The sequence below is a fragment of the Gordonia metallireducens genome (assembly GCF_021245825.1).
GTDB lineage: Bacteria > Actinomycetota > Actinomycetes > Mycobacteriales > Mycobacteriaceae > Gordonia > Gordonia namibiensis.
The window spans coordinates 1-12,880 of record NZ_JAJQJP010000052.1 but is presented as its reverse complement, the minus strand read 5'-3'; the positions used below and the strand labels follow the sequence as shown (position 1 = coordinate 12,880).

Below are 12,880 nucleotides of genomic sequence, written 5' to 3'. Positions count from 1 at the left end.
CGTCAGAAGTCTGACGAACGGTAGTAGTTCTCGATCAGCATAGCGGCACAGTGATCTCGACGACCGAGCCCGGTGGGTGATTCGGTGACAGAATGCGGCACATGCCTTCGTCCGAGTTCCGCGCCGGTCCCGGTGCGGGCCGTTCCCTGGCCGACCACCGTGCCGAGGCCTATCCCCGCGACATGGTCGGATACGGTGCCACGCCGCCGAATCCGCAGTGGCCCGGTGACGCCAAGATCGCCGTCCAGTTCGTCCTCAACTACGAGGAGGGCGGCGAGAACAACGTGCTCGAGAACGACCGCGGCAGTGAGACCTTCCTGTCGGAGATGGTCGGCGCACAGTCGTTCCCGAACCGGCACATGAGCATGGAGAGCATGTACGAGTACGGCTCGCGGGCCGGGGTGTGGCGGGTCCTGCGCGCTTTCGACCGCCGTGGACTGCCGTTGACGATCTTCGCGGTCTCCCAGGCGATGGCCCGTAATCCCGAGGTGGCGGCGGCCTTCGTCGAACGCGGTCACGAGATCGCCTGCCACGGTTACCGGTGGCTCAACTATCAGCTGATCGACCCCGAGGTCGAACGCGATCACATGCGCACGGGGATCGAACTGCTCACCGAGATCACCGGGGAACGGCCGCGCGGCTGGTACACCGGCCGGGACTCACCCAACACGCGCCGGCTCGTCGTCGAACAGGGCGGATTCACCTACGACTCCGACAGTTACGCCGACGATCTGCCGTACTGGGTGAAGGTCCCGCGCGGCGACGAGCTCGTCGATCACCTCGTCGTGCCCTACACCCTCGACACCAACGACATGAAGTTCTCGTCGCCCGGCGGCTTCCCGTCGGGGGAGCAGTTCTTCGCGCACCTGCGCGACGCCTTCGACGTGCTCTACCGCGAGGGCGTCGAGGGGGCGCCGAAGATGCTGTCCGTCGGACTGCACTGCCGGCTCGTGGGACGGCCGGCCCGGCTGGCGGCGCTCGAGCGGTTCCTCGATCACATCCAGTCCCACGACGACGTGTGGATCACCCGCCGTATCGAGATCGCGGAGCACTGGCGGAAGGTGCATCCGGCCGGCTGACACAATGGATCCGTGCCCACACGTGTGTTGATCCTCGGTTCGACCGGCTCCATCGGCGTTCAGGCGCTCGAGGTGATAGCCGAACATCCCGACCGCTTCGAGGTCGCCGGTCTCGGTGCGGGTGGCGGGAACCTCGACCTGCTGGCCGACCAGGCCGCCGCCTTCGGTGTTCCGGCATCCCGGCTTGCCGTCGCCGACGAGCCGCGTGCCGCCGAACTCGCCGGACGACTCGGAACGCCGGTCCTCGGTGGCGCCGACGCCATGTGCGACCTGATCGACGCGGTCGCCGCCGACGACGGTGTCGACGTGGTCCTCAACGCGGTCGTCGGATCGATCGGGCTCGCCCCGAGCCTCGCGGCGCTGCGTGTCGGGGCGCGGCTCGCGCTGGCGAACAAGGAGTCCCTCGTCGCCGGCGGATCACTGGTGCTCGACGCGGCGGCCCCCGGCCAGATCGTCCCGGTGGACTCCGAGCATTCCGCGATCGCGCAGTGCCTGCGCGCCGGAACCGCCGCAGAGGTCGACCGACTGGTCCTGACCGCATCGGGCGGGCCGTTCCGCGGCTGGTCGGCCGAACAGCTGCAAGACGTCACCCCCGAGCAGGCCGGGAAGCACCCCACCTGGTCGATGGGTCCGATGATCACCCTCAACTCGGCGACCCTGGTCAACAAGGCCCTCGAGGTCATCGAGGCGCACCTGCTCTTCGACGTCGACTACGACCACATCGACGTCACCGTCCATCCGCAGTCGATCGTGCACTCGATGGTGACCTTCGTCGACGGCGCGACCGTCGCCAAGGCGTCGCCGCCGTCGATGAAACTCCCCATCGCGCTGGCCCTGGGCTGGCCGGATCGAGTCCCCGGATCGTCCACCGCATGCGACTTCTCCACCGCCTCGGCGTGGACGTTCGAGCCCGTCGACGACAAGGTCTTCCCGGCGATCGAGCTCGCCCGGGCGGCGGGACGGGGTGGCGGGAGTCTCACTGCGGTGTACAACGCCGCCAACGAGGCGGCCGCCGACGGCTTCTTCGCAGGTGCGATCCGTTTTCCGCGGATCGTCGAGATCATCGGTGAGGTGCTCGGCGAGGCGGATCAGTGGCGTGTCGCGCCAGGTACTGTGGAGGAGGTCTTCGCCGCCGATCGGTGGGCCCGGGAGCGCGCCGCGCAGCTGGTCGTCGCCTCGTCGTGATCGGTGTGCATCATGATCTGGATGGAGTGAGTACGTGAGTTTCGCGATCGGTGTCACGCTCTTCGCGGTGGCACTGTTGCTGTCGGTCGCCTGGCACGAGTGCGGTCACATGTGGGCCGCACAGGCAACCGGCATGAAGGTGCGTCGCTACTTCGTCGGCTTCGGGCCGACGATCTGGTCGACGCGCCGCGGCGAGACCGAGTACGGACTGAAGGCAATCCCGCTCGGCGGCTTCTGCGACATCGCGGGCATGACCCCGCACGAAGAGCTCACCGCCGACGAGCAGGACCGGGCGATGTACAAGCAGAAGGCCTGGAAACGGCTCGTCGTGCTGTTCGCCGGTCCCGCGCAGAACTTCATCCTCGGCTTCGTGCTGATCATCATCGTCGGCCTCACCTTCGGGCTGCCCGACCTCAGCCCGCCGCCGACCCCGGCGAAGGTGGCCGAGACCCAGTGCGTGTCGTCGACGATCACCATCGCCGACGGCGAACAGACCAACTCGCCCTGCACCGGCGGCGGACCCGCGGCCGCCGCGGGCCTGCGCCCAGGTGACGAGATCGTGGCCATCAACGGGACGCCCGTCGGCAAGGCCGCGGACCTGACCCCGGTGATCCGCGAGTCCACGGGCCCGGTCGTCCTCACCGTCGACCGCGCCGGTGAACGCCTCGACCTGACGATGACCCCCGAGCCGGTCACCGTCACCGCCAAGCGCTCCGACGGCACCACCGAGTCGATGTCGTACAACATGGTCGGCATCGCCTACGACGCCCCGCCGGCGATCAAGGACTTCAGCGGCTTCGACGTGATCCCGGGCGCCTTCGTCTTCACCGGCGACCTGATCAAGGAGACCTGGAACGCGCTGCTGTCGCTGCCCACCAAGATCGGTGCGCTGTGGACCGCGGTGACCGGCGGAGAGCGCGCACTCGACACCCCGGTCAGCGTCTACGGCGCGTCGGTGCTCGGCGGCCAGGCGGTCGAACGCGGCCTGTGGGACATGTTCTGGATGCTGCTGATCAGCATCAACTTCTTCCTCGGCCTGTTCAACCTGGTGCCGCTGCTGCCGCTCGACGGCGGACACATGGCGATCGTCGGCTACGAGAAGGGCCGCGACACCGTCCGTCGCTGGTTCGGCCGGGCCCCCGGCGCCGCCGTGGACTACTACAAGCTGCTCCCGATCACCTACGCCGCGGTGGTGGTGATGGCCGGCTTCATGGTGCTCACCCTCACTGCCGACATCATCAACCCGATCAATCCGTGGTGACCTCCCACAACGAATCACCCAAGACGCCCGACAAGACCCACACCCGAATCACAGAGGTGAATGAGATGAACGCCCCGACTCCTGCCAACGCCGTGCCGATCGGACTCGGCATGCCGGCCGGACCCCCGCCGGTCCTGGCCCCGCGCCGCAAGACCCGGCAGCTGTTCGTCGGCTCGGTCGGCGTCGGCAGCGACCACCCCATCTCGGTGCAGTCGATGACGACCACCAAGACCCACGACATCAACGCGACCCTGCAGCAGATCGCGGAGCTCACCGCGTCGGGCTGCGACATCGTGCGCGTGGCGTGCCCGCGACCCGAGGACGCCGAGGCGCTCCCGATCATCGCCAAGAAGTCCAAGATCCCGGTCATCGCCGACATCCACTTCCAGCCGAAGTACATCTTCGCCGCGATCGACGCCGGGTGTGCCGCGGTGCGCGTGAACCCGGGCAACATCAAGGAATTCGACGGCCGCGTCAAAGAGGTCGCCAAGGCCGCCGGTGACGCGGGCATCCCGATCCGCATCGGCGTGAACGCGGGCTCGCTCGACAAGCGCATCCTGCAGAAGTACGGCAAGGCGACGCCCGAGGCGCTCGTCGAGTCGGCGCTCTGGGAGGCGGGCCTCTTCGAGGAGCACGGCTTCGGCGACATCAAGATCTCGGTCAAGCACAACGACCCGGTGATCATGGTCGAGGCCTACCGCCAGCTGGCCGCCCAGTGCGACTACCCGCTGCACCTCGGCGTCACCGAGGCCGGTCCGGCGTTCCAGGGCACCATCAAGTCGGCCGTCGCGTTCGGCGCACTGCTGAGCGAGGGCATCGGCGACACCATCCGCGTGTCGCTGTCGGCGCCGCCGGCCGAGGAGATCAAGGTCGGCGACCAGATCCTGCAGTCGCTCAACCTGCGTCCACGCAAGCTCGAGATCGTGTCGTGCCCGTCGTGTGGCCGCGCCCAGGTCGACGTCTACAAGCTGGCCGACGAGGTGACCGCGGGCCTCGAGGGCATGGAGGTCCCGCTGCGCGTGGCCGTCATGGGTTGCGTGGTCAACGGACCGGGTGAGGCCCGCGAGGCCGACCTCGGTGTCGCCTCCGGAAACGGCAAGGGACAGATCTTCGTCAAGGGTGAGGTCATCAAGACCGTGCCGGAAGCGCAGATCGTGGAGACATTGATCGAAGAAGCGCTGCGGATTGCCGAGGAATCAGGGGAAACTGGAGACGGCACGCACGTCGGTTCGCCCGTGGTCACCGTCTCCTAGGCTCCACGACTCGAACCGATCGGGCGCTGTCGTGGGTTCCCGTGGGGAAGTGAGGAGCGGTGGTGCTGAAGCTACTGGGCGACAAACCGCTCGGCGCGCGTGATGCGGCTGGCGTCGAACGCGTGCTCATGTCCGATCCGGTGGCGATGTGCATGGTCGCGGCGAGGTTCGAGACCCACGGCATCAATCCGCGTCTGCTCGGCGGTGAACTCTGGACCGCACAGGACCCGTCGACGTCGCTGTGTTTCTCCGGTGCCAACCTGATCCCGCTGATCGGGTCCGCCGACGACCTCGACTACTTCTCCGACCGTGCTGTCGCCGCACCCCGCGCCTGCTCGTCGATCGTCGGCCGCGCCGACCTGGTGTTGCCGATGTGGCAGCAGATCGAACCCGTGTGGGGTCCGGCGCGGGAGGTGCGCCCGGTCCAGCCGCTGCTCGTCCTGTCCGGGTGCCCGGCGGTCCCGTCGGATCCGGCCGTGCGGCTGGTCACCCTCGACGACCTCGACGCCTACATGCCGGCCGCGATCGACATGTTCATCGGCGAGGTCGGCGTCGACCCGACCGCGGGCGACGGCGGACGTTCCTACCGCAGGCGGCTGGCGTCGCTGATCTCCGCCCAACGGGTCTTCGCCCGCTTCGACGGTCCCGACGTCGTGTTCAAGGCCGAGATCGGGTCGCTGTCGCGGCGGGTCGGTCAGATCCAGGGTGTGTGGGTGTCACCGGACCGACGCGGTGAGGGCCTGGGCCTGGGTGGCACCGCGGCGGTCGCCGAGGCGATCGCGACCCACGGACGACTCCCGAGCCTGTACGTCAACAGCTTCAACGAGACCGCCCGTGCGGTCTACGACCGGATCGGGTTCACCGAGGTCGGCACCTTCGCGACCGTCCTCGTCGACTGATCGACACCCGGCCTCAGGTCACACCGCGACCTCCCGCGTGCCTACCCGGTATCGGCGCCCCGCAGCCATAGACTCGACCGCGATGTGGCGCATGCGAACTCGATGGACCCCGGCGGTGATGGTCGCGGTCTGTGCTGTCGTGATCAGCGCGACCGCCGCCTGCTCGTCCGCGGAGGACGACGGCCCGCGCCGCGCCGCGGAACGATTCCTCGAGGCGTACTCCCAGCAGGAACTCGACGCCGCGGCCGCCCTCACCGATGTGCCGCAGACGTCCCGCTCGGCGATGGAGTCGGCGTGGTCGGGACTCGCCGCCGAGGAACTCGAGGCCAAGGCCGGTCGGGTTCGTGTCACCGGCGACACCGCCGAGGTGGAGGTCGACTACACGTGGGCGCTCCCGCGCGGCCGTGACTGGTCGTACGACGCCACGCTGCACCTGGGTCGATCCGACGCCGGTTGGGCGGTGCGGTGGGCGTCGACCGCGGTCCATCCGAAACTCGGAGCGGACCAACGCCTCTCGTTGCAGATCATCGAGGCGCCCCGGGCGACGGTGAACGAGGCCGACGGTTCGGAGGTCATGGTCAACGGCACCGTGGTCGGCGTGAACTTAGACCCGGAGAAGGCCACCGAACAGGGTGCCTCGGTCGCATCCTCGGTGACGAGTGCGGTCGCCGTGCTGCGTCCCTTCAATCGCGACCTCGACGAGCAGCTGATCACCGAACAGGTCACCTCGAACGGTCAGCAGTATCCGCTGGCCCGCCTCACCCACGCCCAGTTCGACCGGCTGCGCGACCAGCTCGCGATCCCCGGCGTCGTCACCAACGAACAAGCCGAGTTGGTCCCCAAGGACCCGAGGTTCGCGCCGGCGCTGCTGACCGAGGTCAAGAAGGTCGTCGACGGCGAGGTCGCCGGTCGGGCCGGATGGCGGGTGGTCTCGGTGAACCCCAACGGACTCGACGCCGACGTGCTCGCCGACCACGACGCCGACCCGTCGCCCGCCGTGTCACTCAGCCTGTCGCGGACCGTGCAGAACGCCGCTCAGCGAGCGGTCAACGCCGCCAACAGGTTCCAGGTCGCGATGGTCGTCGTGCAGCCGTCCACCGGCCGAATCCTCGCCGTCGCGCAGAACCCCAATGCCGACCGGCAGGGCCCGATCGCGACGACCGGCCTGTACCCGCCCGGCTCGACGTTCAAGATGGTCACGGCCGCGGCTGCCATCAACCGCAAGATGGCCGGACCAGACACCACCGTCGGCTGCCCGGGAGAAATCCAGATCGGTCCGCGACTCATCCCGAACTACAACGGCTTCTCGCTCGGCACGGTGTCGATGCTGCAGGCATTCGCCGCATCCTGCAACACCACGTTCGCCAAACTCGCCAGCCAGATGGGGCCCTCGGACCTCGCCCACACCGCCGCGGCGATGGGGATCGGTCAGCGGTACTCGATCGCCGGTCTCGACGCGGTGTCCGGCTCGGTGCCGATCGAGAACGAACTGGTCGCACGCAGTGAGGACGGTTTCGGACAGGGCAAGGTGCTCGTCTCGCCCCTCGGCCTGGCGCTCGTCGCCGCGACCGTCGCCAACGGCTCAAAAGCTCCCGTGCCGCAACTGATCCTGGACAAGCCGACCGAGATCGAGGGGCCGACCCCGACGATGCCGCCGGAGGTCTACCAGCAACTGCGGCCGATGATGCGTGCCGTGATCACCAGCGGTACCGCGTCGGTCATCGACGGTCGCGGAGCGGTGTTCGGCAAGACCGGTGAGGCCGAGTTCGCCGGCGGATCGCACGCCTGGTTCGCCGGTTACCGCGGCGACATCGCCTTCGCCACGCTCGTCGTCCGCGGCGGCGACTCGAACAACGCGGTCGCCGTCACCCGCGACTTCTTCGACGGGCTGGGCCCGGGGTACGCGGTCCGCTGAGCTCGATCAACGGGACGAGCGTTCGGGCAGGATCACCCGGCGCCCGCCGTGGTCGATGACCTCGACCGGATGGTCGTAGGTGCGGCTCAGCAGTTCGGCCGTCATCACCTCGTCGGTCGAACCGATGGCGAGCAGCTCACCGTGTTTCATCACCGCGATGCGGTCGGCGTAGGCGGCCGCGAGGGTCAGGTCGTGCACGACCAGCAGTACGGCGTTCCCGGCGTCGCGGTGGATGCGCAGAATCTCCAGGACCTGCTCCTGGTGGTGGATGTCGAGGGCGGCGGTCGGCTCGTCGAGCATCATCACCGGGGTGTCCTGGGCCAGCGCACGCGCCAGTGACACCCGGGCCTGTTGACCGCCGGACAACTGGGCGAAGGGGCGGTCGATGATGTCGGCGAGTTCGCACAGATCGACGGCGTCGGCGATGACCGCGGGGGAGTCGGCTGCCCTGGGGGTACGCATCCAGGGGTAGCGCCCCATGGCGACGACCTCGGCGACGGTGAACGGGGTGTCCACCCGGTTCTGCTGGGTGACCACGCTGCGGTGTCGTGCGAGCTCGCGCAGCGGGGTGGTCGCAACGTCCCGTCCGTCGATCGTCACGCGGCCGCTCTTCGGGCCACGCGTGCCCGAGAGCACCGACAGCAGCGTCGATTTGCCGCATCCGTTCGGGCCGACCAGCGCCACCAGTTCGCCGGGATGGACCTCGAGGGAGACGCCGCGGACGACCTCACGGCCGCCGAGTTCGACCCGGACGTCCTCGGCGGCGATGCCCGGCGTGCCCGCGGACTGCACGTCGGCGGTCACCAGCCCGCCCCCGCGCGGCTGCGACGCAGCAGGATGAAGAAGACCGGCCCGCCGATCAATGCGGTGAACATGCCGAGGGGGAGGTCGGCGTCGCCGACCATCGTGCGGGCCGCGAGGTCGGCGCCGGTGATGACGAGCGCGCCGCCGATCACGCTGGTGGGCAGCAGGATCGAGTGCTTGGGGCCGACGATGAGCCGCATCACGTGCGGGACCACCAGACCGACGAAGGCGATGATCCCGGCGAAGGCCACGGCAGCGGCGGTGAGGACCGCGGTCAGCACGATCGCCTGGCGTCGAACGGATTCGACGTTGACACCGAGCGACGCCGCCTGGATCTCACCGAGGGCGAGCAGGTCGAGCTTGTGGACCAGGAGCACGCAGGCCGCGACGCCGACGACCACGAGCGGTGCCACCACCCAGATCTCGCTCCAGGTGCGGCCGGCCAGCGAACCGAGCTGCCAGAAGACGATCTGCTCGCGGGCCGCGGTGGAGGCGACGAAGGTCAGGAAGGCGATGACGCCCGCGGCGAAGGCGTTCACCGCGATGCCGGTCAGCACCAGCATGATCGCCGACGACGATCCGTCCCGCAGGGAGAGCAGGTAGACCGCGGCGGCGGTGACGAGGCCGAAGAGGAAGGCCGCTCCGGCCAGCGCCCAGTTCCCGGCGGCCCCACCGGCTCCCGCCGAACCACCCGCGAGGACGATCACCAGGCAGGCGCCGATGGCCGACCCGGAGGACACCCCGATGATGCTCGGCTCGGCGAGCGGATTGGCGAGGACGCCCTGCAGGAGGCACCCCGCGGCGCCGAGTGCGGCGCCGACGAACAGTCCGAGCACGATGCGCGGGAACCGGACATTCCACAGGGCCCCTTCGCCGTTGGGATGCGAGGGCAGCGGTCCGGTCTCGAGGTGGAAATGGTGCGCGATGCTGCCGAGCACCTCCAGCGGCGGGATCTCCACCTGGCCGATCCCGGCCGAGATGATCGCGAACGTCGCGGTCGCGAGAAGCATCACGGCGACGACGACGGTGTTGCGCACCCGGTGCGAGCGGGCGGTCACGGGTGCCGTGGTCTCGGTCTTGGTCTCGGCGGTCCGGATGCTCATGTGTAGATCGCCTTCGCCAGCGCCGAGAGGACGAGTCCGACGTCGGGACCGAAGGCCAGGATCTTGCTCTCGTCCATCTGCACGACGCGGCGGTTGCGGCCCGCCTCGGTGTCGGCGATGCCCGGGAGCGTCAGAACTCCGTCGGGTCCGCCGACCGTGTCGGCACCCTGGGTCATGACGATGAGGACGTCGGGGTCGGCCGTGATCATCGCCTCGGCGGTGATGGCGGTGAACGCACCGGTGAGCTGCGCGGCCTCACCGGCGTCGCGGCCGCCGAGTTCGGCGATCAGGTCGTCGGCGCCCGAACCGGGGCCCGCGAGGAGCAGGAGGTTGCGGCCGCGGATGTAGAGGAAGGCCATCGTCGGGTCGCCGGAGGGGTCGGGGACGAGATCGCGGGCGGCCTCGATCTGTGCATCGGTGCGTTCGACGAGCTTCTCACCCGCCTCGGGGACGCCGAGGGTCTTGGCGACCGACCGCATCAACGTGTTGTTGGACGCGAGGTCGCGGGTGGCAGGGAACACCACCACGGTGACGCCGGAGTCCCGGATCTGGTCCACCGCGGTCACCGGTACCGTCGACTCGCTGACCAGCAAAACCGTCGGGGCAAGGGCCAGAACGGATTCGGCGTTGAGACTGTGCCCGCGATTCGTCACCACCGGCAGTCCGATCGCCGACGGAAAGGCCGTCGAGGTGTCGCGGCCGACGACCCGCGAACCCAGACCGAGTGCGAAGACGATGCTGCCGAGGGTGCCGCTGACGTCGACCGCGATGATCCGGTTGGTATCGGTGACGGTCACCGGTCCGTAGCGGACGGAGTCGACGGTGACCGGCAGCGCCGATCTCGGATCGTCTGCGACGGGTGTCACGTCGTTGCCGTCGAGGGTGGCCGTCTGCGGCCCGTTGCGCAGATGCGCGCCGGGGGAGTGCCGGTCCTGCTCGATCGGGGTGACGAAGCACGCCGAGACGGTCACGACGGTCAGGACCACCACCAGCAAGGCCCGCACCGATCTGATCGACGCGCCCACCGTCACCACCTTCGAATCCGGTCCCGACGCCCAGTGGCGTGGAAGTCTTAGGGCGAGCTTAGTTGTCGCGCCGAAGCCGTCCGCGCACCGGTCCACCCCGGGTGGGCGGATAAAGTGGTTCGCATGCCAGTTCGCAGTGCCCTGACCCCCGGTACCCCGACGCCGATCCGAACCGTCCCCGACTCCATCGAGCGGCCGGAGTACGCGTGGAAACCCACCGTCGACGAGGGCCACGAACCCTGGGTGCAGACGCCGGAGACCATCGAGAAGATGCGCCTCGCGGGCAAGATCGCCGCGAATGCGCTCGCCGAGGCCGGCAAGGCCGTCGCACCCGGCGTGACGACCGATGAACTCGATCGGATCGCCCACGAGTACATGATCGACCACGGTGCCTACCCGTCGACGCTGGGCTACAAGGACTTCCCGAAGTCCTGCTGCACCTCGCTCAACGAGGTGATCTGCCACGGCATCCCGGACTCGACCGTCATCGCCGACGGCGACATCGTCAACATCGACGTCACCGCCTACATCGACGGCGTCCACGGCGACACCAACGCGACCTTCCTCGCCGGGGACGTCGAGCAGGAGGTCGTCGACCTCGTCGAGCGCACCCGTACCGCCACCGAGCGGGCGATCAAGGCGGTCAAGCCGGGACGCGAACTCAACGTCGTCGGCCGCGTCATCGAGTCGTACGCGAATCGGTTCGGTTACAGCGTCGTCCGCGACTTCACCGGGCACGGCATCGGTGAGACCTTCCACAACGGGCTCGTCGTGCTGCACTACGACGAGCCCAACGTCGACACCGTCCTCGAACCCGGGATGGTGTTCACCATCGAGCCGATGATCAATCTCGGCGGCCTCGCCTGGGAGATGTGGGACGACGGTTGGACCGTCGTGACCGCCGACCGGAAATGGACCGCGCAGTTCGAGCACACCCTCGTGGTCACCGAGGACGGTGCGGAGATCCTGACGCTGCCGGACGCCTGACCGGCGTCCCCGCCCACTGGGTGGGTCAGGCGGGGAAGCGCACGGGCTGCGGCTCGTTGCTCGTCGTCGTGGTGCCGTTGCCGAGCTGTCCCTTGGAGTTGAGTCCCCAGCAGTACATCTTCGCGCCGGCGACCGCGCACACGTTGGCCGAGCCGGTGGTCACCTCGGTGACGCCCGACAGCCCGTTGATCCGGTCCGGGGCATGGTCGGGGAGCGCGCTCCGTGAACCCCAGCAGTAGGCCGAACCGCCCGCCGCGGCGCAGGCGGCGTAACCCGTGGTGGAGACCTGTGTCGCGCCTCGGACATCGATCGGCGTCGGTCGTTGGCGGCTGACCTCGGTGCCGTCGCCGAGCTGGCCGGAACCGTTCTCGCCCCAGCAGAACACGGTCCCCGAGGCGCCGCCGGAACCGTTCGCGACCGCGCACGTCGAGTAGAGGCTCGTGCTGATCGAGGTGGGGGAGTCCAGGTCGACTTCGGTCGGGGTGGACCGGTTGGTGGTGGTGCCGTCGCCGACCTGACCGTCGGCGTTGTTGCCCCAGCAGTAGGCGGAGCCCGAGGCGATGGCACAGGTCGTCGTGTGGGAGGTCGAGACCGCCGTGACGTTCGACAGACCGGAGACCCGCGTCGGTGTGGGGATCGTGGGGTCGGTGCCCGCACCGGTCTGTCCGTGCAGGTTGTTGCCCCAGCAGTAGAGGTCGCCGGAGCTGACGGCGCAGGTGGTGAGGCCGACGGCCACCGCGCTCACGTCGGTCAGGCCGGGCACCTTGGTCGGCAGCGTGACGTTCTGGCCGGTCTGTCCGGCGCCCTGGCCCCAGCAGTAGAGGTCCCCCGAGGCGATCGCGCAGGTTCTGCCGAGGCCGCCCATGCCGACGGCGGACACGTCGTCGAGACCGGACACCTTCTCCGGGCGCGGCCGGTCCGTCGTCGAACCGTCGCCGAGGGTGCCGTACTGGTTACCGCCCCAGCAGAACAGCTCGCCGCCGCGCACCGCGCAGGTGCTGTCGCCGCTCGAGGCGATGGACTCGAAGTCGCCGCCCGAACCCGGTGTGGCACTCGTCGATCCGGCCGACGAGCTCGTCGAGGTCGAGGCCCCTGAGGCTGTGGTCGCCGGGGCGTCGTCGGAACCGACCAGGACGATCGCGGTGATCACGAGCGCCAGGACGAGGACGAGGACACCTGCGCCCACACCCCAGAGGAGCCCGTTCCGCTTCTTCTTCGGCGGCGGCGGGGGGAAGCCGCCGGCGAAGACCGGGGCCGGGGTGAGCGGCTGATGCGGGGTGGGCGGGGTGTGCGGCTGGAACGGGGGCTGCTGCGGGATTCGGGGCGGGAACGCCGGGGCCGGGGTGGTGGGCGCCGCGCGACGCGGGCC

11 protein-coding genes are annotated in these 12,880 nt (G+C 69.2%); 7 read left to right on the top strand and 4 right to left on the bottom strand.

The annotated features are described in order from the left end of the window. The first annotated feature begins 92 nt into the window (after nucleotides 1-92). The 6 genes from puuE (at nucleotide 93) to LQD00_RS19655 (ending at nucleotide 7,592) form a co-directional block, all read left to right on the top strand. Nucleotides 93-1,079, top strand: a complete 987-nt coding sequence (gene puuE / locus LQD00_RS19680; protein WP_232718985.1) for an allantoinase PuuE — start codon at nucleotides 93-95, stop codon at nucleotides 1,077-1,079. 12 nt (nucleotides 1,080-1,091) lie between these two features. Beyond that, a complete protein-coding gene (dxr, locus tag LQD00_RS19675; protein WP_232718983.1) occupies nucleotides 1,092-2,264 on the top strand; it encodes a 1-deoxy-D-xylulose-5-phosphate reductoisomerase in 1,173 nt (390 codons plus the stop codon). Between the two features lie 34 nt (nucleotides 2,265-2,298). Continuing rightward, complete coding sequence (locus tag LQD00_RS19670) at nucleotides 2,299-3,525, top strand: M50 family metallopeptidase (RefSeq protein ID WP_232718982.1); 1,227 nt, start codon at nucleotides 2,299-2,301, stop codon at nucleotides 3,523-3,525. Between the two features lie 65 nt (nucleotides 3,526-3,590). After that, entirely contained in the window at nucleotides 3,591-4,778 is a 1,188-nt protein-coding gene (ispG, locus tag LQD00_RS19665; RefSeq protein WP_006866855.1) for a flavodoxin-dependent (E)-4-hydroxy-3-methylbut-2-enyl-diphosphate synthase, read from the top strand. A 62-nt stretch (nucleotides 4,779-4,840) separates the two neighbouring features. After that, nucleotides 4,841-5,677 (top strand): GNAT family N-acetyltransferase, encoded by an 837-nt coding sequence (locus LQD00_RS19660; RefSeq protein WP_232718980.1) that lies wholly within the window; start codon nucleotides 4,841-4,843, stop codon nucleotides 5,675-5,677. Nucleotides 5,678-5,759: 82 nt separating this feature from the next. After that, nucleotides 5,760-7,592: a penicillin-binding transpeptidase domain-containing protein gene (locus LQD00_RS19655; protein WP_232718979.1), complete on the top strand. Its 1,833-nt coding sequence runs from the start codon at nucleotides 5,760-5,762 to the stop codon at nucleotides 7,590-7,592. A gap of 6 nt (nucleotides 7,593-7,598) precedes the next feature. On the opposite strand, the gene LQD00_RS19650 is transcribed toward LQD00_RS19655, so the two are convergent. From LQD00_RS19650 to LQD00_RS19640, 3 genes are read right to left on the bottom strand one after another with little or no spacing between them, the layout of a single operon-like run. Beyond that, the gene (locus tag LQD00_RS19650; protein WP_232718978.1) at nucleotides 7,599-8,396 is read right to left on the bottom strand and encodes a heme ABC transporter ATP-binding protein; all 798 of its coding nucleotides are present in this window, start codon (nucleotides 8,394-8,396) and stop codon (nucleotides 7,599-7,601) included. Next, complete coding sequence (locus tag LQD00_RS19645) at nucleotides 8,393-9,499, bottom strand: FecCD family ABC transporter permease (protein WP_232718977.1); 1,107 nt, start codon at nucleotides 9,497-9,499, stop codon at nucleotides 8,393-8,395. The genes LQD00_RS19650 and LQD00_RS19645 overlap by 4 nt, the downstream gene beginning before the upstream one ends. Continuing rightward, nucleotides 9,496-10,503, bottom strand: coding sequence for a heme/hemin ABC transporter substrate-binding protein (locus LQD00_RS19640; RefSeq protein ID WP_232719158.1), 1,008 nt, complete (start codon nucleotides 10,501-10,503; stop codon nucleotides 9,496-9,498). The genes LQD00_RS19645 and LQD00_RS19640 overlap by 4 nt, the downstream gene beginning before the upstream one ends. Before the next feature lie 144 nt (nucleotides 10,504-10,647). Here LQD00_RS19640 and map point away from each other — a divergent pair, with 144 nt between their 5' ends. After that, nucleotides 10,648-11,511, top strand: a complete 864-nt coding sequence (gene map / locus LQD00_RS19635) for a type I methionyl aminopeptidase (RefSeq protein WP_232718976.1) — start codon at nucleotides 10,648-10,650, stop codon at nucleotides 11,509-11,511. A gap of 25 nt (nucleotides 11,512-11,536) precedes the next feature. Here the strand turns inward: map and LQD00_RS19630 are convergent. Further along, nucleotides 11,537-12,880: RCC1 domain-containing protein (locus LQD00_RS19630; RefSeq protein ID WP_406567068.1), on the bottom strand; the 1,344-nt coding region annotated here is incomplete at its 5' end.